This is a genomic window from Microcoleus sp. K1-B1 (assembly GCF_036704705.1).
Classification (GTDB): Bacteria; Cyanobacteriota; Cyanobacteriia; order Cyanobacteriales; family Microcoleaceae; genus Microcoleus.
On sequence record NZ_JAUBSH010000010.1, the window covers coordinates 14119 to 39072 of the forward strand.

Here is a 24954-nt window from a genome sequence, read left to right on the forward strand (position 1 = left end):
GTTGACACCTATGCAGTGGGCGCCCTCTCGGTCAACTAAAATCCTTCCCAGAAACCGCGTCTCCCCCTCTCCCCTGATCCTTTAAGACGACGGAGTTACATTGTTGCTGTGCAAGTCTTGAGGAGATTGAAACAGAGTTTCGAGATAAACTCTCGCAGCTTGGCGATAACTGCGCGAAGCTTCAGGCGTACCGCTATCGGCATTCTGCAACAAAAACAGCGACAGGGCCGCGCAAAATACTCGGTCTAGATCCCATTCGGGATGGGTTTCCAGGTAAGTTTTGAGAGAATCGTGCAGCGTTTCGGGAATTTCAGCAAAAATACTGACTGTTGGGTTCATCATTTTTTTTAGTCTCGCTAATAAATTGAAAACAGAACCCCCCCTTCGGCCGGATACAGGTGCAGGGACGGCCGAAATCAGAGCGCTTTTTTTTAGGTCGGTCGCATCATTGTGCGCTATGAGGGGGTGGGTTTGTCAATGTTGCGAAATATTACAAAGTCCTTTAGATAAAAAAAAGGTTTACCAAATAATCAGCTTTTCAGAGCCTTTTTTGTTACATATCTTTATGTGTTGGGGGGTTTATGAGGAATTAGGCAGCAAGTTAAGGAAATCCCCAATTCCGCAGCAAGATGCTACCGTGCCGTTAATTTCTGTGGAAAACTTTGTCGGATCTGTGGAAAACCTCAGACTTGCCTGTGGAAACGCTGTGGAATGTTTAGGGAAAAGTCAGGGAAAAAATAAGAATTGCAAAGGGCATGGGGCATGGGGAATGGGGCATTGTTGACTGTTGACTGTTGACTGTTGACTGTTGATTAATGTTAAGGGCATGGGGCATTGGGCATGGGGCATTGTTGACTGTTGACTGTTGACTGTTGATTAATGTTATTGGTTATTTGTTATTAGCCACTGCCAAGGATTAACAACTGACAACTGACAACAGTCAACTGACTAAGTGCCACTCTGCTGCTTTTTGGCGGATGGTTGCCAATTCTGCTGGCGGCATTTTGTCGAGATTGGCTAAGATAAAGCTCATGCGACCGATCGACTGAAGTTTTTCCCGGTGGCGCGCTAGGAAATCCCAGTAGAAGAAGTTGAAGGGACAGGCATTTTCGCCCGATCGCACTGTGCGATCGAATTTGCACCCCCGACAATAATCGCTCATTTTATTAATGTAATTGGCAGAAGCAGCATAGGGCTTCGACGCCAACACACCGCCGTCAGCAAACAAACCCATGCCCAGCACATTAGTCTGCATTACCCAGTCATAGGCATCCACAAACGCACTGTGGAACCATTTTTCTAGCTCCTGGGGCGAGATTCCCGCAATTAGACCAAAATTGCTCAAAATCATCAACCGCTGGATATGGTGCGCGTAACCGCTGCCTTCGACTTGAGTTAAAACTTGGCGCAAACAGTTCATATCTGTTTTACTAGCGTCCCAAAAAAACTCCGGCAGCGGCTGAGTGTGGTTGAACCAATTCTTCTCAAAATAATCAGCATCCACGTAAAAATACACACCGCGAATGTATTCTCGCCACCCCAGAATTTGGCGGATAAAACCTTCGACGCCGTTTAAATTTAAGTTTTTTTCGAGGTAGGCTGTTTCGGCCGCTTGAATAACTTCTAAAGGATGAAGTAATCCAATATTGAGATACGGAGAAATTAGGGAATGCCACATTGTTTCCTCCCCCGTTACCATCGCGTCTTGATAAGGGCCAAAAGCGGGGAGACACTGTTCGATGAAATTATCTAATACTTGCAATGCTTGCTCTCGTGTAACCGCCCAGCGAAAAGGTTCAATACTTCCGTAAGTTGGGAAAGATAGAGATTTAACTTGTGCGATAACTTCTTGAGTTATGGCGTCCGGTTCAAACCAGAGAGGTTTCGGTGTATCCAGTTTTCCTTTGGGTGGCTGACGATTTTCTTTGTCAAAATTCCACTTCCCTCCCACAGGTTTATTGCTGCTATCCATTAAAACTTGAAAACGTTGGCGGCTGGCTCGATAGAAGTCTTCCATTAACAAACGTTTGCGGCTTGAAGCCCAATCTTTGAATTCTGTTTGTGTCCAGAGGAATTGATTGTTGGGAATTAGGGTTATTGGACAGGGGAGTTGCAAGTTTTGAACGAGCTGTAAAAAAGGTCGATCGTTCGGAGCCATTACCCGCACTTCGGTGATATTGTGAGCTTGTATCCAAGCTTTGAGAGGTGCTTCAAAATCCTCCGATTTTGTGTAAGTAACTTGCCATCCACTGCCGCGCAATTCTTTAGCGAAGTGCCGCATTGCCGACCAAATTAATACTAATTTTTGTTGGTGGTAGGGCCGCTGTTGAACGTGCTGCCAAGATTCAATTAAAATTATCGGTAGGGAGCATTTATCATCTGTGAGGTTGAGAGCAGCTTGGTTCTGCCACAGTTGATCGCCTAATATCCAAACGCCAACAGTCATTTTACTTTTTTAGTGAAACTTATTTTTTACTTTTTATGAGGCCTGGTGCTCTAGTCAAGAAACTTAATTTCTTGACTACTCACAACTCATAAGTTTTCAGGTTATCCTGAAAACTTACTAGAGCATAACATTGATTTCCAAAGATAGGGACACCGACCAGCAAATTTAAACTTTATGTCGGTATATCCTTCAGATGTTAATAACTTGGTCAGCGTTTCTACTGAAAAAAATTTAATGTGACCGTTATCCCAAAGAACGGTAAAATGTTTGTCTAGTTTGCCAGACACCGCTAAAGCCAGATTTTTTAAATAGCCGTGATATGGTGTGGAAATAATTAATCTTCCTCCCGGCTTGAGGCATCTTTTTGCAGTTTTTGCTAGTTCTTTAGGATAAAGCAAGTGTTCGATTACTTCAATAGCTAAGACAACATCAAATGAGTTGAGAATATCGATATCTGGAAGGTCGTAAATATCGGCTTCGATAAACTGACAATCGGGGAAACTTTGACGGGAGATGGCAATTCCGGGCGCAGAAGTGTCAACCCCGACAACTTCGCAGCCGTGCTCTGCGATAACGTGACTGAGGCTGCCATTGCCGCAGCCGAGATCCAAAACTCGGAGTTTTGTCTTGCTGGTCTGCTGAAGTGTCGCCAGCATTTCTAAAAGGGGAGATATCAAATAAGCGTGATGATATCTCGGACGGTTGTTTGTGTAATAATACGTATAATTGCTAAAGTTTTTTTTCATCGATTAAGCTATGGAGATTATTGCCGAGACCGCGAATTTACGGAGTGTGGGTGCACTGTTTGGACCAAGGTTCCCCACATTAGGGTTGTCAGAGTCGATCGGCAGCTCGATCGTCTCATTCTTTTTGTTTGACCGGTGAATTATTGTCACTGAATCAATCGGATGGCAAAAGAAATCTTTGACAGGGTGCCAAATCTCGCATCGCCCCTCTCTGCCCCATCTCTCGAAGGCATTGGGAAAGAAAAAGTCCGATCGAGCAAGAATTATCTCTGTACACTAGCCGGAAACCGAACTTTTTGCCTGTTAATTGGGGGCGAGTGCATCTATGCGATTCTAGCTTCAAGCAACTGCGGTATGTCCACCCGACGCTTTTTCCAGCCAGAAAAATGTGCCTTGGGGCGATCGGGTGTCAGTCGTTCCGAGAATTGAGAAGGGAAGTGTGACTGAAATCACAGGCATTTGTAAAACAAATTGCTGAGCATCTTTTGATCCACACACTTAGAATCGAGATTACTACAGTGGCTTCTATAATTGTGTTTAAATGTTGTTCTGAAGCTGTGTTGTCCAGTCAGCAGAGCCCCCTAGACAGATTCATGCTTTCGGTCTGGTTTATTTCACTGTAATGGTCGCTGTTGGGTGTTGCACCTTAATTTAGATATTTCCTATGGTTAAGTTAGGTCAATCCTCCTTTCGCCGTATTTTACTGTCGCGGATTTTGTTGCTCAGCGTACCTGTTCTACTGGTGGGGGAGTATGTTACCTATCGCAAGGCACGCTCGACGCTTCTGGAAACTGCTCGTCAAAACTTGACAGAAAGTGCAGTCAGAAAAGCAGACACTATTGAACAGTGGGCGAAATCGCTGAAGTCGAATCTGATCGGCGCTTCGGAAAGCTCGATGTTGCAGTCGGTAGATCCGAAGGATTATCAAAAGTTTATCGCCCAATTAGGGCAGCGGTTGCCAGCGCAGGTTGATTGCTTGCAATTGACTAATTTAAAGACAAATCAAGTGATAGCAAGCACTTGCGGGCAGCAGCCGATTCAGTCGTTGCCGGCAAAATTTTGGCCACCCGTACAGCAGCAGCAAACGCTGCTGGACGACAAGAGCGTTTACATCAGTCTGTCCTTACCTCCGCAGCGACAGGGGACAGCAAACGATCAGAAGGTGGCTTTGGGGGCTGAGGATTTTCCTGATGCGGGTAAAGAAGGCTCCGATAGCCAAGCGAGTTTGGTGTTGAGCGCTCCTGTTTACATTCGTCGGGGCAATACCCTGCAGTTGAGTTATGCTTTGAGTTTGCAGTCGGCCTTGCCTGTGCAAACCAGCGCTCCCAAGGGTTCTTTAGCCGGCTATACGGTGGCGATCGACCAAGATGGGACGATTTTGGCGCACCCGAATGTCAACCGCGTGGGCCGCAATATTGACCAAGAGGCAGATGCCGCTCGACTAAAAAGTATTGTCAGAAGGGCGATCGCCGGCGGAACAGCTTTTCTCCACCTATTTTCCTTTGAAAGAAATGGTGTAGAGTTGCTAGCAGGATACGCCGCTATTCCGAGTCCTTCAACCACACAGGAGAACAGCAAGTGGATTATTTTAGCTGTCTCTCGTTTAGATTACGCTCTGTCAGGTTTGGAAGAAATTCAGCAAGTTTTATTTAATTTAATTGTAGGTTTGGTTGCTGCTAGTATCATCGCGACTTTATATCTGTCTCGCGACTTGGCGCGTCCTGTGGAAAAACTGAGAGACTACGCGATGAAAGTAGATACAGAAGCGTCGCAAACAGTGCCCCAAGATTTCCAAATTAGGGAATTTAATCAACTATCAGAAGCACTCAACAGCATGGTGCAGCGCCTTAGATCCTGGGCTAAAGAATTGGAAGTTGCAACCAAAGAAGCGCAAGTTGCGAATCAATTAAAAAATGAATTTTTGGGGAATATTTCTCACGAATTGAGAACGCCGCTCAACGGGATTATTGGTTTTATTCAAATTGTGCGGGACGGCTACTGCGATGACCGAGATGAAGAAATGGAATTTTTACAGCGGGCCCACGACTCGTCCATGCAATTGCTCAATATTATTAATGATATTTTGGACATTGCTAAAATAGAATCCGGCACCTTCTCCATGATGTTAGAAGTAGTTGACATTACCCAGGTACTTGAAGACGCGATTGATTTGCAAGCGGCTCAAATTGAGGAAAAAGGCTTGAAGTTAAGTTTGCCAGATCCTCATGATCCGATTATTGTTCATGCCGACCCAGAGAAGCTAAAACAGGTGTTTTTAAATGTTTTGAGCAATGCTGTTAAGTTTACAGAGTCGGGCAGCATTAATATATCTGTGCGGCTAGAATCGAGGACTAATTCTGGTAGTTTTAACGGCAGTGCTGAAAGTACGACGGGCCCCAGCGGTCAAAGCGATTGGGTGGTGGTGACAATTAAAGATACGGGAATTGGTATCGATCCCGAGCACCAGCAGAAATTGTTTCAACCTTTTGTGATGGCTGATGGTTCTACAACTCGCAGGTTTGGCGGTAACGGTTTGGGGTTGGCTATCTCGCGAAGGATAATGGAATCTATGATCGGAAGCATTACCCTGCACAGCGCGGGCGTGAATCAAGGTACTACGGTGATGATTTCTTTGCCGGTGAATCAGCAGTCAAGTTTTTATTTTCACAGCCCGGACTTAGTAACGGAAAAGGGAAATTTCAAAACTTGAGGAGTGATGTTCCCAATCTAAAATCTAAAATCTAAAATCTAAAATCTAAAATCTAAAATGGTATTAGGGGCTGTCCGCCGAGTTCGAGAGATTTGCTCAAAGTGCTGAGAATGCGGATTAATTCGACGGAGGCGGCGCCCGAAGAGGTAAGACAGGGGGTATTTGTTTGCACGCAATTGAGGAAGCGATCGCACACTCTCCTCAGCGGTTCTACTTGTTCTAAACTCAAAACTTCGCGGTGTCTGAGGCTTGTTGGCTGCGGCGCGATCCTCTTCGTTGGCGTAGCCCCCGTAGGGGCGGGCTTTCCTTCGGATCGCTTCGCTAACGCTAAGGCACTTTCAAAAGAGTTATTCTCTTCGCCCCCGCAATCTGAATGGCCGCGCTGCAAAATCAGGGGAGTTTCGGGCGACATTTCGTCAAAAATCAAGGTTCCCAAACTGCCAACAACTGTTAAGCGCCGTTGTTTGTCGGGATTTAGCCAGCACAGGTGAATAAATGCTTGAAATCCGTCGGGATAGGTGAGCGTTACCCAAACTAAATCTGCTAGTCCTTCTGCAGGATTAGTAGTCAGCAGTGAAGGAGCAAATTGATTTTCAATTTCTGCTGCGTCTTGATTTATTCCTTCTTCCTTCTTCCCTCTTCCTTCTTCCTTCTTCCTTCTTCCTTCTTCCTTCTTCCTTCTTCCTTCTTCCTTCGGAAAAACAGTGCCGATCGCCCTTACTTCAATTGGCGTTTGTTCCAACAAAGTATTGAAAATAGCGATATCGTGAATGGCCAAGTCCCAAAGGGCATCAACGTCATGGCGAACCGGTTCAAAATGGGTGCGCTGGGCGTAACCGTAGCGCAATTTTCCGAGTTGATGTTGTTGAATAATTCTTTGGCCTCGATCGACTGCTGGATGAAACAGATAAGTGTGGTCAACGAAGAGTTGCCGCTGCTGTTTTTCGGCTAATTGACAGAGTTCTATTGCTTCAGTCAGGTTGAGGGCGAGGGGTTTTTCTGCTAAGACGTGGTAGCCTTGTTTCAGCGCTGCTGCTGCGAGGGTGTAGTGTGTGGAAGCTGGAGTGGCGATCGCCACAGCTTGCAGTCCCGGCAAGGCTTGCACTTGAGACCAATCGGTAGCTAGAATCACCGAGGCATCAAGATCAAACTGTTTTTGAACGGCCGCCAATGAATCTCGATTCGGGTCTACCACCGCTAAAACTTGGCTGTTGGGATGTTCGAGAAAGTTGCGAATTAGGTTAACTCCCCAGCGACCTGCACCCAATACAGCTATTCCGATTTTCATTAATTATAATTTCAAAAATCGCACAGCAATTATAGCATATTTTGTTATTATTATCTATGTTTTAACTCAAAAAAATCACTGTTGACTGTTGACTGTTGGCAGTAGTTATTGGTTATTGGTTATTGGTTATTGGTTATTGGTAACAAATAACCAATAACTGATAACACCAGTCAACGGTCAACGGTCAACGGTCAACTGTCAACTAATTTATTGAAAGCTACCTGAGCCGCTGCTTGTTCTGCCGCTTTGATTGATCGACCTTTTCCCTCTGCTACCAACTTTCCCTGAATGTGAACTTCTGCGGTAAAACGATCCTCTCCGCCCTGCACTGTCCCGGTTTCTTGCACGCTATATTTGGGCAAAGTTTTGTATTTGCCTTGAGTCAACTCTTGGAGAGCAGCTTTGTAGTTTTGGCGGGCAGGATCGCTGCGGATTTCTGTGGCTAAGCGTTGAAAGTGAGAATCTAGCCAAGGGCGAATTAATTCTAAGCTCTGGGTACTCAAATAAAGCGCAGCCAGTACCGCTTCCAAAGCATCAGCCAGTCGGGGTTCAGCGCCTGTTTTGTCCGAGGCGGCGCTGCTGGAAACAATTAAATAGCGATCGAACCCGTAACTTTCAGCGATTTTAGCAAGAATGCGATCGCTCACCAAGATCGATCGAATAGCAGCAAATTCCCCCACTGTACAGTCAGGATAAATCTCAAACAACAATTCCGACGCAGCCAGCCGCACAACTGCATCGCCGACAAACTCTAGTTGCTCATAATTTGCCTTAGCTGACGCGCTCGCATGAGTCAAAGCTAAATCTAGGAGATGCCATTTTATCGAAGCATTCTTCGTCAGTCCCAATTTTTGAATTAATGTTTCAAGTTGCTTTTGGCGACCCGGATAAATCATACCATTTTAGATTTTAGATTTTAGATTTTAGAAGTGGGAATCGCGGATGACTATCCGGGTTGGGCGGTTTTCAAAAGTGGCATTATTTTTTTTAACTGGTATCAGATTCATATTAATAAAAAAATTAGTTGAAAAACTAAATATTCCTCCGGTTGCTTATGGTGCACCTTACCCAAAATCTTCCTCCGGGTATGCAGTGCACACCTTTCCAAACATAAAACAGGTTGAAAAGATTTGTTGACCTGATTTCCAAGCGCTAATTTTAATTAAATGGGGGGGAAAAAGTCGGACATAAGCCGGGTTCTGTTCTCTCAACTGCAAGCAGTTTTCGAGGGCAGTTATCTATCTGGGGCGCCTGTTACCAGACGCCTCAAGCGGTACCAAAAAACGGAACTGGTAAAAAACCAACCATAGTCCCTCCGACCTTGCTCCCAACTGGGGTTTACCGAGCCAGCACCTCTCGATGCTGCTGGTGCGCTCTTACCGCACCTTTGCACCCTTACCAAATTAGTTATTGCTTCCCAGTCAAAAATCCTCAGTTACTGACTAATGACCAATGACTGCTGACTAATGACTAATTGGCGGTATCTTTCTGTGGCACTATCCTCACGATCGCTCGCACTGGGCGTTACCCAGCAAGTTTGGTTTTTCGGGAGCCCGGACTTTCCTCAGACAAGCTTTGACTCATCCGCAACCGCCTGCGCCTACTTTTTCCCCAGATTTATTGTACGCGATCGTTCGTCAATCAATTTGGGATTTGAGATTGAATATTTTAACTTGTCGCCCACTTAACTTGGACATTTGTGTTTATTCTCACATCTGGCACTATTGTCAATAAGCTTTTTATGAACAGGCTTTCCGGCCTGTTCCACAATCAAGTTTATTTTTTGTGGAACAGGCCGGAAAGCCTGTTCTTGACAATGGTGCAACATCTCAGTTTATTCAAACTCTTGTACGGTGTGCCCGAAAGCCTGCCCAACAATTAAATTTCCCTGCAACTCCCCTTAAAATCACTCACGGATGAATCAGGGGGCACAAAAGTTGGCAATTATCATGCCAGGATTTACCGCACGGATTCAACTAGGGGCAGGAAACTTTTTCACCTAACAGGATTTTGAATTCTTCAATCTTTAATCCCCCATCTCACATCTTCAATTCGGTTACTTTAATGAGTCATCTTTGATAGTAGAAAAATTATCAAACCAGCCGCGCCGCCAGAAAAAGTAAACTAAACCAGAGGCGATTCCTACCATAACAGCCCAACACAGCGGATAGCCAAAATACCAATTCAGTTCCGGCATATTCAATGGCGATTTCTCTGTATTGAAATTCATCCCGTATACTCCCGCCACAAAGGTTAGAGGAATAAATATACTCGAAATCACCGTCAGCAACTTCATGATTTCATTCATTTTATTACCAACCGAAGACAAGTAAACATCCATCAAACCAGAAGACAACTCTCGATAGGTTTCCACCATATCCATCACCTGCACCGTGTGATCGTAACAGTCGCGCAGGTAAATTCGCACCTCTGGACTAATCAAATCACTGCTATCTCGAATCAAAACATTAATTGCATCCCGCTGCGGCCAAATGGCGCGGCGCAGAGTCAGCAATTCTCGCCGGATTTTATAGATTTTTTCCAGGGTTTTGCGGGTGGGGTTCACCACCACTTCATCCTCTAATTCTTCAATGCGCTCTCCGTAAACTTCTAATACAGGGAAGAATCCATCTATAATCGAATCTAACAGAGTATAAGCTAGATAATCTGCTCCGTGTTTGCGAATCATTCCTTGTCCTTTACGAATGCGATCGCGCACTGGTTCAAAACAATCATAGTCCGGTTCTTCCTGAACAGTTAACAAGTAATGCTTGCCCAAAATCAAACTTACTTGTTCTTTATGAAAAGTATCTGATTCTGGATGCAGCATCACCATCCAAGCAATGATTAAAATGTGTTCTTCATAGTCTACCACTTTCGGTCGCTGGGGAACATTAACAACATCTTCCTGAGCCATTAGGTGCAAATTAAATACTTCGCCCATTTGTCGCCAGGTTTCTTTGTTTCCTAATCCCAACATATCAACCCAAGAAACAGATACTGTATCTAAATACGCAGCAGCTTTTTGAGGATTTGCTAATTTGGCACGAGTTGCGGCTGTTTCGCAATAGTCAATTAATACAATCTCCGGAGGCGGCGCATCGGGTTCTAAGTCGAGAGTTCCCGGCGGAGCCCCCGGATCGTCATAAAAATAGTCAACATAGGAATCATCATCTTCTTCTTCTTTAATGTGTTTTGCAACGGCACTAGAAGTATGTATGCTTTTGTATACCATGCTAATATTCCTGACTTTTAGAACCTTTAATTAGATTATCATTTTTCTCGTGCAACTACCCATTACCAATGACGCATTACCTCTGCCGAATTGGAATCTCGATCGCAAATTCAGTTCCCTCTCCCGGCGCGGAAATGCACTGCAGCGTCCCTCCGTGTCTTTCCACCACAATCTGATAGGAGATAGACAGTCCCAAACCTGTACCTTTGCCTACTGGTTTAGTAGTAAAAAACGGGTCAAATACCCGACGCTTAACAGACTCTGCCATTCCACACCCGTTATCGGAAATTACGATCGCAACCCGATTATTCTCTAACACCTCCGTGCGAATCCGAATCCACGGCAATGTGTCGCAACTTAAAGGTAAACTAGCAAAATCTTGCCCTTCCTCTTCCGAATAACTCGCTAATTCCAACTTCCTATTCCTGACATTCGCTAAAGCATCAACAGCATTATTTAAAATATTCATAAACACTTGATTTAACTGTCCCACGTAGCACTGTATCTGCGGCAGTTTCCCATATTCTTTAACTATTTGAATATGACGATTTCTGCCATTTTCTTTAATTTTGTGTTGCAAAATTAACAGAGCACTGTCTATTCCTTCGTGAATATTAACACGCTTAAGATCTGATTCTTCCAGGCGGGAAAAGTTGCGTAAAGACAGAACAATTTGGCGAATCCGATCAGCTCCCGTTTGAATTGAAGTCAGCAGGTGCGGGAAATCCTCTTTCATGAATTCTAGTTCTATTTCTGCTGCCAAATCCTGGATAACCGCAACAGGTTCCGGGTAGTGTGCTTGGTACAAACTGCACAGTTCCAGCAAGTTTTTGGCATACTCACTAGCGTAAGTGATATTACCGTAAATAAAACTGACAGGATTATTGATTTCGTGAGCAATTCCCGCCACTAGCTGTCCCAAACCAGACATTTTTTCCGCTTGAATTAGTTGAGCTTGAGTCCTGCCTAATTGTTTCAATGTTTGCTCTAGCTGGCGATTTTTATGTTTTAATTGAGCTTCGGCTTGTTTGCGCTTGGTAATATTGCGGGCTAGAATAATAATCTGATCAGAATTAAACGGCAACAGTCGGGCTTCATAAGTTGTTTCTCCTTCCGACATGGAAAGCGAATATTCTATATCGATGGAATTTCTTGTTTCGGAAACTTCAAAGATTGCTTGGGCAAATTGGCAGGCGACATTGTGTGGCAATACATCTGTCATTCGTTGACCCATAAAATGTTCGGGAGGCACGTATAAACTCGATGAAGTTCCTGACAAATAATCCACGATTATACCGTCAGCATCTAGTCGAAAATACAAATCAGGCAAAGCGCGAAAAACTGCTTCTAACTCTAAAGTTTTTTGGCGCAATGCTTCCTCGGCGTAGTACCGATCGCTAATATCAAAAATCACCCCGTCCAAATAGCAAACGTTTCCCTCTGCGTCAAACACAGGAGAACCTTTATCCCACACCCATTTAACCGTGCCGTCTGCTGCTAGCAAGCGGTATTCCAAGTTATAAGACTCTTTGTTTTCTATGCTTTTCCGAATAGTTGCTTCTACTTTTGCCAAATCTTCCGGGTAAATAATACTAGCAAAAGTCCGGCCTCTCCTGTCCAAAATCCAAATAAAATCTGCCGCTGGGTAGCCAGTTAATAAGTAAACGGCATCGCTAATAAAATTAGTCGAAAAATCGCACTTCCAGCGATAAACCACTCCGGGAATATTAGCTACCAAAGACCTAAATCTTGATTCACTTCTACGTAAAGCTGCTTCCGATTCATGTCTTTCTGTAATATCGTGAGCGAAAGCTAGCACTGCAAATACATTACCTTCAGCGTCGCGCAGAGGAAGTTTTTGGGTATCAAAAATATGTACTGAACCGTCCGCAATAGTTGCCGGATCGCAGGGATTGTGGATAATTTCGCCGGCCAGTACAGCCGAGTCGTCTGTGCGGAAGCCTCGGATATTTTTGGCGGAATTCCCAAACACGAACTCTTCTGAAAATCCTAATTCTAAATCAGATTGACCAATTATCTCTTCGACTGTTTTGCCGATCGCTTGAGCGAAACTCCTGTTGACCAGAATATAGCGAAAATTTTTGTCTTTGGCAAAAATCCAGTCGCTGGTTTTGTCTATTACTGTACGCAGTAGTTGTTCGGAACGTTCGGTTTTTTCCAAAGACGCCTGCAGTTCTAGTTCTAGGCACTTGCGAGCAGTAATGTTTTCAAAAGCAACACCGACGCAGTTGTTGGGTAATGGAAAAGCTTTAATAGAAAAAGCGCGAGTTATGCGGCCGCCTTCATCGCAGTCAATATCTTCAAGTTCTACGGCTTTCTGGGTGCGAATTACCGAAGCAAATGCTTGGGGAATGTTTTTCGATCGCAGTTGGGGAAAAATCTCGTCGATTGTCATTCCCAAAACATCAGCCATTTCTAATCCGGTAAATAGGGTAGCTGCAGGATTAGAGGCGATCGCCCTGAGAGTGCTGTCATCGTCTATCTTTTCTAAATGGTAGACGTACAAACCAATTTGCATATTCTCGACAATTTGGTCGTAGAGGCGCACGCTTTCGTCTACCTGCCTGCGTTCGGTAATATCTTCAGTAATCCCTAAAACGTACTGAGGACGGCCTGCAGCGTCGAGAATTGGCACTTTGCGGGTGTGCAGTATTCTCATACCTTTGTGGCGAGTTTGTATCGGCTCTTCGGCTATGTCTTTAACATTAGATTGGTTGTGATCACCTGTCAATATTTCCCTGTCTTGAGCAGTAAAAACATCAGCTTGTTCTTTGGGGTAAATATCGTAGTCATTTTTGCCGATCGCCTCTTGAGAGGTAACACCTGCGATCGTTTCTCCCGCTTTATTCCACAGCACAAATTTCAGCGAAGAAGCATCTTTAGCAAAAACACCCACCGGCAGATTTTCTACTACGGAATTGAGGAAACCTCTAGCTGATGTTAATTCGGCTTCTGCACGCTTGCGTTCGATGCCTAAAGCAATGACATCAGCAACCGATGCTAAAGTTTCCTGAAAAGGTGCTGTCAGCGGCTGGCGGCTGATAATTACCATGACTCCCACCAGCCGTTCTTCGACTATCAAAGGGTAGCCGGCAAAGGTGAGAATTTGCTTGGGGATTGGGCAATTTGTCGGATTTTGACTGCTGTTGATAATTGCTACTTGGGAATTTTGCGCCTCTGTTGCTTTTGCGGATTCTTCCTCTGGGAGTCCAAAATTGTTCAGTTCAAATCCGCAGTCAAATTCCGGTTTTTGCTGTTTGGCGATCGAGTTAACCTTACTTTCAATAAATCTAGCCCGATCGCCTGTGCGACTGTAGATGCCCGATGCTGCTTGCAATTCCCAAACATTATGTTGAGAGTTGAAAGTCCAAATTTCAGCCGAAGCAACATCGAGATTTCGCACCATTGCCTCGCAGCAGGGAAGCAGGATATCTTGAGGGTGTCTGGTGAGGGCAATACCCACATCGGCTACCATTGCTGTGAGGCGAGAAGCTTGGGCTTTTTCTGCTTCCAACCGTTTGCGATCGGTGATATCTTCCACCAAAGAAAGCACAGTAAAAGTGTCGCCGCTGCGAATAATCGAGTTGAACCAGCGACACCAAATTACCTGTCCGCTTTTAGTATAGTTGCGGTTAATTGAAGTATTGCCGTTGCCGGTGGCTAGTTCAAGCTCGATCGCGCTTACAGCCTCTCTATCTTCTTCGCAAACCAAAGCCAAATCGCCGAACTGCTTGCCCATCATATCATCGCACGTCCAGCCAAAGATTTCTTCGGCACGTTTCGACCACTGAACTATCCGAAAATCTTCATCCCAGCCCACCATTGCCAGCGGACTGTTAGCTGCATTCAACCACAGTAAATGGTTCGATCGGCGTAACTCTTGAGTTTTCTGCTGCTGCCAGCGGTAGTGCCTGGTGATATCTCTACCGATGCCCAAAACCCGCATCTGCTTGCTAGAGGCATCCACCGCTGGCGTGTAAGCAGTTTCGTAAATTTTAATCCCGCCGTCTGCCGTTGTCACCTCATGAATTGCCAGCCGTTTTTCCCCGGTTATAAATACTTGTTGCAGGCAGGAATCAATCTGCGAAATTATATTTTTTACCGCCGGATTATTAGGATATAATTTCAATAATTCCTGATTAGTTTTGTTGAGTATTTCAGCAGGCTCCAATCCCATCCAAGCCGCAGCAATAGGATTGATCGATAAATAATTTTGCTGTCGATCGCACTCTAGGAAAGCATCAACAGAGTTAGAGAAAAAAGACTGAAACGAGTTGATAACTTCCTGCATGGGTATTTTTTCATGAGAAAAGCTTAGTATTGTGGAAACCTCGTGTCTAAAGACCGATCGAGGAAACACTCATCAGGCAGTTTTAACCGCCTTGAATATTGATTATTGCTACAGGGGGCTACTTCGTCACTTGGTACTTTTATGATCTACTTTCAACGGAACAATTACCGTTTCAAATTTTTCACGCGCGATCGCATAGCAGCGTGGGCCTACACCCATATTTTTGATAATCTAATCAGTTAAGACGATAGCTAGTCAACTCTCTCTTTTGATTAGGGCATAAAGCCCCATATCTTCAGAGCGGGGTGCTGACTTGCTTAAGCTGTAAAATTTTCCTAAAGTTAGTTTAACTGAAATCTTGCACCCTTGTCAGCAACAGGCAAGATGCCTGTTCCACAATAAAATTTATATTTTGTGGAACAGGCATCTTGCCTGTTCATAAAAGGCTAATTGAGAATGGTGCAACATATAAGTTTAACCCACTCAAATCTTTTTGGGCACTGTACTGCTGCGTTTCCCGGTGCAATTTTCGGCGCTGTTCCCTATCATACAAAAATTTTAAAGAAATAGTATTTTTGGGAATAGAGCTTAATAACAGCAGATACTCTTTTTTTAAACCAGACCCAGCGGATACAAAAGCGAGATGGAGAGACGGGGAGACGGGGAGGTGGGCAGAGGTTAATCCACAACCTGCGAGAAAAATGCTTAAGAAATGCCGGACAGCTTACCGATTCCCAATTCCCAATTCCCAATTCGGTAATCTGAAAGCGGTTTGGGAGTACGCCCAGCAAAGAACGCAAGCCGTGCAAAGCCATGTAACATAAAGATTGCGATATTTTTCTATGTAATATGGAACTATTAGATACCTTAATTGTGGGTGCGGGTATTAGCGGTTTGAGTTTGGCGCACGCACTTCACAAGGAAGCAACGAGTGCATCGCCGCTGAAGATTTTAGTCGCTGAGAGTCAGGGACGTGTGGGCGGGAACATCACCACTGTGACAGCCGAAGGGTTTCTCTGGGAGGAGGGCCCGAACAGTTTTTCGCCGACGCCGGAATTGATGAAGTTGGCTGTGGATGTGGGATTGAAGCAAGAGTTGATTTTGGCCGATCGCAAATTGCCTCGTTTTGTTTATTGGCAAAAAAAGCTGCAACCGGTGCCGATGACTCCACCGGCGATGATTCAGTCTCAGTTACTGAGTTTTCCGGGAAAACTGCGGGCGTTGTTCGGGGCTTTGGGGTTTGTCGCGCCGGCAATGGGCGCTGGACTTTCGCAGCAGGGTAACGAGGAAACTGTTTCTCAATTTTTCCGCCGTCATCTCGGTACGGAAGTGATGCAGCGGTTGGTGGAACCTTTTGTTTCTGGGGTTTATGCGGGCGATCCGCAACAACTTAGCGCGGCGGCGGCTTTTGGTAGGGTAGCAAAGATGGCGGATCTGGGTGGCGGGCTAGTGGCGGGGGCGCTGCTTTCTGCTAAAAACAGACCGAAGAAAATGCCCGCAGACCCGAATGTTCCTAAAACTAAGCCGGGGGAGTTGGGTTCGTTTAAACAGGGGTTGAAGGCTTTGCCAGAGGCGATCGCTGCTGAATTGGGCGATCGAGTGAAACTCAACTGGCACCTGACTCGCCTCCAGCGCACAGAACGCGAAACTTACATTGCTGAATTCTCCACGCCCGACGGGCAGCAACAAGTTGAGGCGCGCAGCGTGGTTTTGACAACGCCCGCTTATGTTACAGCCGATTTGTTGCAGCCTCTGCAACCGGAAGTTAGCAATGCTTTACAAGCTTTTACTTATCCTACGGTTGCCTGCGTTGTATTAGCATATCCGCAGTCTGATATCAAGGGTAAATTAGTAGGTTTTGGAAATTTAATTCCGAGGGGACAGGGCATTCGCACTCTGGGGACGATTTGGACATCAAGTTTATTTGCCGATCGCGCGCCTGCTGGTTGGCAAACTCTCACGAGTTACATCGGCGGGGCTACTGATTGGGGAATTGGCAATCTCGACTCAGAAGAAATCGTTCGGGAAGTGCACCGAGATGTATCTCGGATTTTGCTGAAACCAAATGTTCCACAGCCGAAAGTTTTAGCGGTGAAGCTGTGGAAGCGGGCGATTCCTCAGTACAATTTGGGGCATTTCGATCGCCTGCAACAAATCGATGAGGGCTTAAAATCTTTGCCGGGGGTGTATTTGTGCAGCAACTACGTTGGCGGCGTGGCTTTGGGAGATTGCGTGCGAAGGGGTTTTGAGCGTGCACGAGAAGTGGGCGAGTATTTGCAGAACAAACAATCAGATACTCGATCGATCTGAATGATTGTGTGGGGAGGACGGGTTTACCAATATCGAGTATGTTAATCCGAGATATTGGTGAACCCGCACCTACAGCCTTCTGCCTTCATATCCGCTGCCCAATGCCGAATGTTACTAGGTTGTGGGTTCAAACTTGTAACCCACCCCCCGGACGGTTTGAATCATCGAAATTTGAGTGGCATCTGGTTCAATTTTGCGGCGAATTTGACCTATATGGACATCCACCACGCGATCGGCTCCTACATACTCGTAGTCCCACACTTCATGCAGCAATTCCGATCGCCTCCACACACGACCTGGTTTGCTGGCCAAACAGTACAGCAGGTCGAATTCTAAAGCAGTCAAAGCAACTATCTGACTGCCGAGAATTACCTCGCGGCGAACCGGATCTATTAGTAGCTCTCCAAAAGTAAGAGTTTGTTGTTCGGCGGGAGTAACAATGCGTTTGCGCTTCAAAATTGCTGCAACGCGAGCTCCAATCTCTACAAGACTAAAAGGTTTAGTAATGTAGTCGTCAGCACCTTCGGCAAACCCTTTCATTTTGTCAGCTTCATCGGTTCGGGCAGTCAGCATCAACACAAACACGCCCGTGCGTCTTTGCATTTCTTGACACAGTTTGTAACCAGTTGTATCAGGTAAATTTACATCTAGAACTACTAAGTCAGGATTGAGTTGCTCAAATAATTCCAGACCAGTCTGACCGTCCTCGCCAGACTCAACTTGATAACCTTGCTGGCTCAAAAAACGGTGAATTAAATTTCGGATTGCCGGGTCGTCATCAACCACAAGGATTTTTACAGGGGCCATGACCACAAGTTTGCTTGAAGAATTAGGCAAGAATATTCAGCCATAATAATAGAAAACTGGATACAAATCTCGAAAACATTGAGCTTTTAATAGTTATAGCCCTATTTATAACCTACGCAAAATTTCAGGCAATAAATCTCCAGGAACTTTGGATAAGGCTAAATTTTGGCCTGGCAGCCCACATTCACTATAGAAAGCTCTAATCGTTTTGACAATATAGCTCAATGCTGTTTGCCGAGAATCAGCAGCTTGGGAGTTTGCCGCGGCTTGCAAGTTGAGTTTATCCCCATATGTTAACCCTTTGTCATTGAGATGTTGTCCCCATTCGGCACACACTTGCAACTGGTGGTGCAGTGCTGCTTCTAGATGGCTTGTCTGTGCGACTTTGTTAGCGGCGAAATCTGGGTCGGTGGCTAGTTGATAGTGGGCTAGTCCGAGATTGTTGCGGGCGGCCAAGGCGTCAAAGGTGAGTTGGGTGCGATCGATCTCTCCGGCGATATCCAGGGCGGCTTCGTAGGCCGTAATCGCCTGCTGCAATGATTCCGTCCGCGCTCGTTTCTGCTGAAACTGGTTAGCCAAATGCCAATAAGCAGTACCGAGATTATTGTAGGTGGCGGCGGCTGCTGCGGGTACTAATTCTCGGGTGCGGTATTTCAATGCTTCGCGGTAGGCGGAAATCGCCCTGACTAGCAGGGGTTCTGAGGGTTCGTGCTGGGCGAGGTTCCAGCAGGCGGTACCGAGGTTGTTTTGTACTCCGGCATAGTTGAGGGGTTCTCGTTCGGGACTGTAACAGGAGAGGGCTTGGGTGTAAGCTGCGATCGCACTTTTGAGATATACGATCGGCTCACCATCTTGAGCTAAATTCCAGTATGCTGTCGCCAAATTATTCTGAGCAGCAGCGTACTGCTGAGGTTCCTCGGCGGGGTCTAGATCCAGCAGCGCTTGTTGGTAAGCTGCAACTGCGTGCTGCAAGTTCTCTGTCTTGTCTCGATAGCGGGCTAAATCGGCAGAGGCGATTCCCAAATTTTTGTTTAATCTAACGCGGGTTTGGGGTACGGTTTCGGCATCTGTTCGGTTCAAACCTTCAAGGTAGAGGGCGATGCTGCGTTCAAGACAGGATACCGGATCTGAGGCGTTGAGCGCATTGGTGCGATCGCGCGATAGCATCCAGTAGAGAGTGCCGAGATCGTTAAGCAGATCGGAAATTGGCGGTAGGCTGTTGGACTCCTGGGCGTACTGAGTTAAGTTTTCTGTCAATTGAGCAATCAGCCGCGCGCATTCCTCAGTTAGTGGTTGATTTTGCTGCGAGTTGGCGTCAACTTCGAGATACGCAATCACTTGTTCGATCGCGCGAATGGCGATTGTCAGGTTTTGCTCTGAAATGTCTCCGCCCAAAATGCGATCGCGGTAGTAATTTCCCAAACCGTGATAAGCCAAAGCCAATGCTTCGGAACAACACTGATGTTCTTGCAGCAGTTCGATGTATTGCAGGGTTTGCAGCGGCAGAAAATTCTCCTCTGATGCGGGATTATTTTCGGCTTCCAAATCCTCAGAAGCCGCTGCTAGCACCAAATCTGCCAGTTGGACGGATTTAGAATCTGGCGCTGGGGACGGGGGATGAGAAATTGGGGATTGTTCATCATCTGCCAATGGGACGGATTTAGAATCCGACGCTGGGGACGGGGGATAGGAAATTGGGAATTGTTCGTCGGGAATTGGGGATTGTCCAGACAAAGAAGGGATTAAAAGTTTGTTGCCAAAGTCTCCGCTGTCCCGCAGGTTTCGCAAGTCTCCTGAGTTCCCGAAGTCATCAAAGTGCCCGAAGTCTTCCTTAGCTGGAGTTGGTTCGCCTTCAAACTCAAATACTCCGGTTCGCCAGTGCCAAAATTCCGGGGCCGATTGTTCGATCGAACTTAGCCAGGGACGCGACACCCACAGCAACAGAGTAGACTCGCACATTTGCAGGTTTGCTTCGATGTCCCTCAAATAGCTGAGGAATGACCACTGCACGGCTGCTGACTGCCTGGTCAGGTGTTCTGCCCCGATAATTTGAAATCCCGGCAAAGGGCTGTAGCTGCCTCTGTTTTGCGGCGGTGGGTGTTGGGTCAGCCACGCGGCGATCGAAGCCCAAGGATTTGGATCGCTCAAGTCGAGTTCCAAACTGACAAATCGCGGGTAGTTGATCGGGGAGCGAGGATCTGAGCCTGCGCTCTCTGCGGCTAATTCTGTCTGCAAGCGGGCTGCCAGACAGTCCCGCAAGCACAAGTCGTCGCAGGCGGCAATAAAAATTTGACGGCGTAAATTGAGGTCGATCGCCTGTTTCAAGCGTTGATAGATCAGCTTGTTTGAGCTAGAAACTTTTTGGGAAGGAATAGACATCAGGATCAGCCGATTTTAGATTTTAGATTTTAGGTTTTAGGTTTTAGATTTTGGATTGTAGATTGTAGAGTTGAGAGTTGAAATCTCGATCGCTCATACCTCACAACTAAGCCCCGAAGGCAGTCAATCGATTTTAGATTTTAGAATTTAGATTTTAGATTGAAGCCTTGACCCCACGGATAAATTCGGGGGCTCCTTTATCGGATACAGGTTTTTTATTTCTGGATCCTGAGTCGGCTTTCGGAATGAATCCGGGGGCTTGTATCCTGGATGCTTGATTGTCAATCGCACCGATGATGACTAAAGGATTGTAGATTTTCAATTGGCAATTTTATGTGGGCGGCGAACCAGTGTGATTAAGTGCAACCCAAGTCCCTGAACCCGACAGCCAAGAGGAAAACACCAAATTTATGCTTGTCTTATTTAGCTTTCCAGCTCGCTCGGCACGCTTCAGGATTGTCGCAACTACCTGCTTTTATTGAAACACAAAAACCATGTTTCCTTGGGAAAGGAAAACATGGTTTCTCGAAGGATTATTTAAAATTGCGATTTGAAGCAGCTTTGAGTCTCAGCCCAGTTTTCAGACGGAGGCAGCCACAAACACCAAACCAGCGACCAACATGGCTGCTGCAATACCCATGATGATGTAGTTGCGTTGCTGATTTTTGTTGGGAGGTACGGCTTCATACACCTTCGGCTCTTTAGCAAAGTTGTTCAGGCGTCCATCGTCATCTTTGATGTAAGGCATCAGTCACAATCCTTAATATTTTTGATGCTTACAACTCTACCAAAAAAGCGCCCAGGAAAATTCAGGAATTTATTTGGATGTGACAGTGCCTGTTTGGGGGGAAGAGGCGATCGCGTAATCTTTGATCGGCATTCTGCCTGCTAAGTACGCCATCCGCCCCGCTTCTGCTGCCATTCCCATTGCTTTTGCCATTGCCGGGGAATTTTGGGCATTGGCGATCGCGGAATTAATCAAGAGTGCATCGGCTCCCATTTCCATTGCTCTGGCTGCTTCGCTGGGCGTTCCGATTCCCGCATCGACAACCACAGGAACATTTACCGTGTCAATAATTATTTGAATGTTGGCAGCATTGTTGATCCCTTGCCCGGAACCGATGGGCGAACCTAAAGGCATGACTGTCGCACAACCGACTTCTTCGAGGCGTTTTGCCAGCAGGGGATCGGCATTGATGTAGGGCAAAACGGCAAAACCTTCTTTGACTAATTGTTCTGCAGCTTCCAAAGTGCCGATCGGATCTGGCAGCAAATATTTAGCATCGGGAATCACTTCTAATTTGACAAAATTATTGTCTTCTTGCCCTAAAAGTTTCGCCATTTCCCGCCCTAAACGAGCTACTCTAATAGCCTCATCCGCAGTTTGACAACCTGCAGTATTTGGCAGCATCCAGATTTTAGTCCAATCGAGAGCCTCTGCCAATCCTTCATGGCCGGGAGCATTTGTTTGCACTCGCCGCACAGCCACGGTAACAATTTCGCACCTGCTAGCGTTGACGCTTTGCTGCATTTCTGCAATACTGCGATATTTTCCCGTCCCCGTCATCAAGCGAGAATGAAAAGTTTTGCCTGCGATAACCAGAGGTTGATCGGAGATAGTTAGGGGTGGCGCTATGTGTCCGTGTTTTGGGTCTCCAAAAATAGCATATTCTAGCCCCTTTTCCCATTCTTCTCTGCCTCCGAGCATATTTTCTAGCAGCCAACCTTCTTTATTGGTTAGTTCGTCCCGAGTTACTGCGTAGAGGATCTCTCCAACAATAATCAATCTTGCATCCCGCGGCATATTATTTTTTATACCGCTATTTACGATTTCTTCAAATTCTTGAAAAACGCTGCCCATTTTCCCATTCCTCTCTAGTAATTTTTAGAACAGATTGGTTGTTGAAAACCAAAATGATAGTTTGCATGAGATGCTTAACATCCCAATATATTGCTTGCCTGATGCCTTCGTCTATCTCTCGAATGTCGTAAATTTCTATATTTACGTGAAAAATGACTGCATTTGCACTTTGATTTTTGGCTTTTCCAAAGCCTTCTTGTACTCTATTTTTTAAATTACTCGACTCTTTTGTTAATTCCTTAAATTCGCAAATTTGACCGTCAATCTCAGCATCTGGAGTTTTCGTTCCAGACGGTGCTTGCTCGCTCAAAAGTCTAACTCTCTTTCCCATTTTAGCCAAAACTTCAGCGACAAAACTTTCGGAATTATTAAGATTATGGTCTTGGTGGACGAGCACAAATCCGCCCGCTATCTCATCAAAATAATATCGCCGATATTCTGGGTCGGCATTTTCGTAGATGGCTCTGCTTGTCTCGATATATTCTGAATTCACCGTTACTATACTCTCAATGGACTCGGATCGGGTAGAGTTAAAGGTATGAAATCAACTGTTGAGCAACTGGCTAAAATTGGAATATTTGCCAGCTTAAACCAAACTGAATTAGAGCGATTGCAAGAACATACAGCTATTCGGACTTACCGACAGGGAGAAGTTGTGATGTATGAGGGCGATCGCATACCCGAAAAATTATACACTCTTTTGAGCGGTTCTCTGCGGGTTGCAAAAACAGCGGCGGCGGGCAAAGAAACAATTCTCCGCACTTTATTTCAGGGAGATATTTTTGCTGCACCTGCTTTGCTAGGCAACGGCATTGCCCCCGCAACGGTGACTGCAGAAACTGATGTGGAAGTTCTTACCACAGAACGGGAAGTTTTGCTAGCAGCAATTCGGGAAAATCCTGAGATTGCCTTGCGAATATTGGCGGTGTTTAATCAGCGGTTGCAGCAACTGCACGAGACTGTGCACGGTTTGGTATCGGAAAGGGCGATCGTGCGACTAGCCCGATTTATTCATTACTTTGGCGTGGAGCAAGGTACGAAGATTGCGGATAATAGTGTATGTTTAGAAAAACGTTTTCCCTACTATCAAATCGCTCGCAGTATTGGCATTACCTACGAAGAATGCGTGCGGTTATTTAAGAAAATGAAGCCGTTTGTATCCTATAGTCGAGGCGGTAAAATTATTGTATTGGATTGGGAAAAGTTGGAGGATATCGCCTCTGGAGATGAAATAGACTAAATGTTAAAATCCCCATTCTTGTAGGAGTGGGTTTCACAAACAATATTTGACTGCTACTCACTATATAAAACCGCCCCCACAATCTGTGAATCGGGGCGGGTTTATGAGATTATTGATTTTAGGCAAGTATGAAACCCGCCCCCCAAGCAATATTGAGGAAATTAATTCGCCTCGGAAAGTGTCAAAATAAACGCCAAATTTTCTTCGGCTTTCAAAGCGTGAAGAGCTTGACCGGGCATGAAGACAAATACCCCCTGTTCCAAAACAATATCCTTGCCTTCAAGAGTCAAAATACCCTTTCCTTCGAGTACATTAACTGTGGCATTCCTTGCTGAAGAGTGTTCCGAAATTTCGGTTCCTGCTGCCAGACAAAATAAACTGTACTGACAATTCTTGTCTTTGACTAAAATTTTGTTCAGCACTCCGGCGGCGGGATATTCAATTGCGTCTCGGAGTTGGATTGCTGAAGATTGTAGCGGTAAAAGAGTAGTAGTCATAGTTTTTGACAATTAATTAATTTGGTCACAAGTCTCGAATTTATCAGTGGCTTCACTTTCTTCAATCGAAAATCAAAAATCGATTAATTTAGTCAGGAACCCTCGGATTTATCAGTGGATTCACTTTCTTCAATCGAAAATCAAAAATCGAAAATCGAAAATCGATTGAGTCGGTTAAGATGGTTTTTTGGCAGAGATAACGATGTAGCCTAAATCCTGTTGGTAATGCTGGAAAACTCGGCGCATTGCTAAGATACGATCGCGAATTTGCGATCGACTTAATATATTCCACAAAATCCGCACAGTACCGACAAACCCTTCATCTTGCAGCATTCGCGACAAGTTGAGGAGCCCCATCGCCCCGGTTTGACACTTTTCTACTTGCAAACCTGCGTTTTGGTAAACAGCAATCCAGCCAGACTCAGACAAAGGCGTTGAATTGACGCGAATCACTTCTGATAAAGCTTTGTGAATTTCTGATTCTCGGTTTTTAACTAAAAGTTCGTGAGAGAGAAACTTGCCGCCTGGTTTTAAGCGATCGCAAATTCCCGATACAATTTTAGCTTTCCCCGACGGCGACTGCATTGTCAGAATAGCTTCAGCCAACACCCAATCAAACTGTTGGGAAATCTGATCCAAGTGAAAAATATCTCCTTCCACAATTTCCACTCGATCGCTCAAACCTGCTGCTGCAACATTAGCACGAGCGCGGGCCACACTGTCGGGATTTTTCTCAACTCCCACTACTTTTACGCCAAAACGTTCAACAAGGGCGATCGAACTATATCCAAAACTAGCAGCCAACTCCAAAACAGTCTCCCCAGGCTGAAAATCCGCCCATTCAAATAACTGTTCCGTAGCAAATTTCCCCCCCGGCCTCAGCATTTTCTTACCCGCCGCGGCCAGAACTTCATGTCCCGGTGCAGTCTTAAAATTGAGAGCAGTATTGGTCATTAAATTGACCTCCTATTTAATCTTACTCTCAGTTTGCCAAATTTTCCCAAATCTTTCTATGATCTAGCTCATATTCAAATTATCGTAGGCTAACGAACCCTACAATATCAGGAATTATACCATGTCCGCCCCTCAACAATTCGGACTGTTTTTGATTACCAACACGGAA

General features: G+C 45.5%; 18 protein-coding genes and 1 other RNA gene. 4 read left to right on the forward strand and 15 right to left on the reverse strand.

The window, feature by feature from the left end:
• Positions 1–81: 81 nt before the first annotated feature.
• From QUA83_RS05380 to QUA83_RS05390, 3 genes are all read right to left on the reverse strand, one after another.
• Complete coding sequence (locus tag QUA83_RS05380) at positions 82–339, reverse strand: DUF2811 domain-containing protein (RefSeq protein ID WP_050813024.1); 258 nt, start codon at positions 337–339, stop codon at positions 82–84.
• Between the two features lie 601 nt (positions 340–940).
• Complete coding sequence (locus tag QUA83_RS05385) at positions 941–2446, reverse strand: cryptochrome/photolyase family protein (protein ID WP_333291999.1); 1506 nt, start codon at positions 2444–2446, stop codon at positions 941–943.
• Positions 2447–2547: 101 nt separating this feature from the next.
• The gene (locus QUA83_RS05390; RefSeq protein ID WP_333292000.1) at positions 2548–3192 is read right to left on the reverse strand and encodes a class I SAM-dependent methyltransferase; all 645 of its coding nucleotides are present in this window, start codon (positions 3190–3192) and stop codon (positions 2548–2550) included.
• 162 nt (positions 3193–3354) lie between these two features.
• Between QUA83_RS05390 and QUA83_RS05395 the strand changes: the two genes are divergently transcribed.
• Both QUA83_RS05395 and QUA83_RS05400 read left to right on the forward strand, forming a co-directional pair.
• Positions 3355–3621: a hypothetical protein gene (locus tag QUA83_RS05395; RefSeq protein WP_333292001.1), complete on the forward strand. Its 267-nt coding sequence runs from the start codon at positions 3355–3357 to the stop codon at positions 3619–3621.
• A gap of 235 nt (positions 3622–3856) precedes the next feature.
• Complete coding sequence (locus QUA83_RS05400) at positions 3857–5902, forward strand: ATP-binding protein (RefSeq protein WP_333292002.1); 2046 nt, start codon at positions 3857–3859, stop codon at positions 5900–5902.
• Positions 5903–5954: 52 nt separating this feature from the next.
• On the opposite strand, the gene QUA83_RS05405 is transcribed toward QUA83_RS05400, so the two are convergent.
• The 5 genes from QUA83_RS05405 to QUA83_RS05425 form a co-directional block, all read right to left on the reverse strand.
• A complete protein-coding gene (locus tag QUA83_RS05405; RefSeq protein ID WP_333292003.1) occupies positions 5955–7190 on the reverse strand; it encodes a Gfo/Idh/MocA family oxidoreductase in 1236 nt (411 codons plus the stop codon).
• A 191-nt stretch (positions 7191–7381) separates the two neighbouring features.
• Positions 7382–8086, reverse strand: coding sequence for a ribonuclease III (gene rnc, locus QUA83_RS05410; protein WP_333292004.1), 705 nt, complete (start codon positions 8084–8086; stop codon positions 7382–7384).
• A gap of 277 nt (positions 8087–8363) precedes the next feature.
• An RNA gene (gene rnpB / locus QUA83_RS05415) (RNase P RNA component class A) lies at positions 8364–8797 on the reverse strand.
• A 449-nt stretch (positions 8798–9246) separates the two neighbouring features.
• Complete coding sequence (gene corA, locus QUA83_RS05420; RefSeq protein ID WP_333292005.1) at positions 9247–10425, reverse strand: magnesium/cobalt transporter CorA; 1179 nt, start codon at positions 10423–10425, stop codon at positions 9247–9249.
• 76 nt (positions 10426–10501) lie between these two features.
• Positions 10502–14737: a PAS domain-containing protein gene (locus tag QUA83_RS05425; RefSeq protein ID WP_333292006.1), complete on the reverse strand. Its 4236-nt coding sequence runs from the start codon at positions 14735–14737 to the stop codon at positions 10502–10504.
• An 849-nt stretch (positions 14738–15586) separates the two neighbouring features.
• On the opposite strand from QUA83_RS05425, the gene hemG reads away from it, so the two are divergent.
• Entirely contained in the window at positions 15587–17047 is a 1461-nt protein-coding gene (gene hemG, locus QUA83_RS05430; RefSeq protein ID WP_333292007.1) for a protoporphyrinogen oxidase, read from the forward strand.
• A gap of 114 nt (positions 17048–17161) precedes the next feature.
• Here hemG and QUA83_RS05435 read toward each other — a convergent pair whose 3' ends face one another.
• The 5 genes from QUA83_RS05435 to QUA83_RS05455 form a co-directional block, all read right to left on the reverse strand.
• Positions 17162–17854, reverse strand: a complete 693-nt coding sequence (locus QUA83_RS05435; RefSeq protein ID WP_333036365.1) for a response regulator transcription factor — start codon at positions 17852–17854, stop codon at positions 17162–17164.
• A gap of 105 nt (positions 17855–17959) precedes the next feature.
• A complete protein-coding gene (locus QUA83_RS05440) occupies positions 17960–20233 on the reverse strand; it encodes a hypothetical protein (RefSeq protein WP_333292008.1) in 2274 nt (757 codons plus the stop codon).
• Positions 20234–20813: 580 nt separating this feature from the next.
• Positions 20814–20981, reverse strand: a complete 168-nt coding sequence (psb34, locus tag QUA83_RS05445) for a photosystem II assembly protein Psb34 (protein ID WP_015177107.1) — start codon at positions 20979–20981, stop codon at positions 20814–20816.
• A 69-nt stretch (positions 20982–21050) separates the two neighbouring features.
• Positions 21051–22094, reverse strand: coding sequence for a thiazole synthase (locus QUA83_RS05450; RefSeq protein WP_333292009.1), 1044 nt, complete (start codon positions 22092–22094; stop codon positions 21051–21053).
• Positions 22069–22587, reverse strand: coding sequence for a CdiA C-terminal domain-containing protein (locus tag QUA83_RS05455; RefSeq protein WP_333292010.1), 519 nt, complete (start codon positions 22585–22587; stop codon positions 22069–22071). Before QUA83_RS05455 ends, QUA83_RS05450 begins: the two co-directional genes overlap by 26 nt.
• 45 nt (positions 22588–22632) lie before the next feature.
• On the opposite strand from QUA83_RS05455, the gene QUA83_RS05460 reads away from it, so the two are divergent.
• Positions 22633–23334, forward strand: coding sequence for a Crp/Fnr family transcriptional regulator (locus tag QUA83_RS05460; protein ID WP_333292011.1), 702 nt, complete (start codon positions 22633–22635; stop codon positions 23332–23334).
• 161 nt (positions 23335–23495) lie between these two features.
• On the opposite strand, the gene QUA83_RS05465 is transcribed toward QUA83_RS05460, so the two are convergent.
• Positions 23496–23831, reverse strand: a complete 336-nt coding sequence (locus QUA83_RS05465) for a cupin domain-containing protein (RefSeq protein ID WP_333292012.1) — start codon at positions 23829–23831, stop codon at positions 23496–23498.
• Between the two features lie 174 nt (positions 23832–24005).
• Positions 24006–24785 (reverse strand): class I SAM-dependent methyltransferase, encoded by a 780-nt coding sequence (locus QUA83_RS05470; protein WP_333292013.1) that lies wholly within the window; start codon positions 24783–24785, stop codon positions 24006–24008.
• Between the last annotated feature and the right edge of the window lie 169 nt (positions 24786–24954).

Bases quoted from the DNA above. Each gene is read 5' to 3' on its own strand.
- QUA83_RS05395 (WP_333292001.1), top strand. From the start codon at position 3,355: ATGGCAAAAGAAATCTTTGACAGGGTGCCAAATCTCGCATCGCCCCTC.
- QUA83_RS05450 (WP_333292009.1), bottom strand. From the start codon at position 22,094: ATGGGCAGCGTTTTTCAAGAATTTGAAGAAATCGTAAATAGCGGTATA.
- QUA83_RS05380 (WP_050813024.1), bottom strand. From the start codon at position 339: ATGAACCCAACAGTCAGTATTTTTGCTGAAATTCCCGAAACGCTGCAC.
- QUA83_RS05425 (WP_333292006.1), bottom strand. From the start codon at position 14,737: ATGCAGGAAGTTATCAACTCGTTTCAGTCTTTTTTCTCTAACTCTGTT.
- QUA83_RS05390 (WP_333292000.1), bottom strand. From the start codon at position 3,192: ATGAAAAAAAACTTTAGCAATTATACGTATTATTACACAAACAACCGT.
- rnc (WP_333292004.1), bottom strand. From the start codon at position 8,086: ATGATTTATCCGGGTCGCCAAAAGCAACTTGAAACATTAATTCAAAAA.
- QUA83_RS05435 (WP_333036365.1), bottom strand. From the start codon at position 17,854: ATGGCCCCTGTAAAAATCCTTGTGGTTGATGACGACCCGGCAATCCGA.
- QUA83_RS05405 (WP_333292003.1), bottom strand. From the start codon at position 7,190: ATGAAAATCGGAATAGCTGTATTGGGTGCAGGTCGCTGGGGAGTTAAC.
- corA (WP_333292005.1), bottom strand. From the start codon at position 10,425: ATGGTATACAAAAGCATACATACTTCTAGTGCCGTTGCAAAACACATT.
- QUA83_RS05465 (WP_333292012.1), bottom strand. From the start codon at position 23,831: ATGACTACTACTCTTTTACCGCTACAATCTTCAGCAATCCAACTCCGA.
- QUA83_RS05385 (WP_333291999.1), bottom strand. From the start codon at position 2,446: ATGACTGTTGGCGTTTGGATATTAGGCGATCAACTGTGGCAGAACCAA.
- QUA83_RS05460 (WP_333292011.1), top strand. From the start codon at position 22,633: ATGAAATCAACTGTTGAGCAACTGGCTAAAATTGGAATATTTGCCAGC.
- hemG (WP_333292007.1), top strand. From the start codon at position 15,587: ATGGAACTATTAGATACCTTAATTGTGGGTGCGGGTATTAGCGGTTTG.
- QUA83_RS05470 (WP_333292013.1), bottom strand. From the start codon at position 24,785: ATGACCAATACTGCTCTCAATTTTAAGACTGCACCGGGACATGAAGTT.
- QUA83_RS05400 (WP_333292002.1), top strand. From the start codon at position 3,857: ATGGTTAAGTTAGGTCAATCCTCCTTTCGCCGTATTTTACTGTCGCGG.
- psb34 (WP_015177107.1), bottom strand. From the start codon at position 20,981: ATGCCTTACATCAAAGATGACGATGGACGCCTGAACAACTTTGCTAAA.
- QUA83_RS05440 (WP_333292008.1), bottom strand. From the start codon at position 20,233: ATGTCTATTCCTTCCCAAAAAGTTTCTAGCTCAAACAAGCTGATCTAT.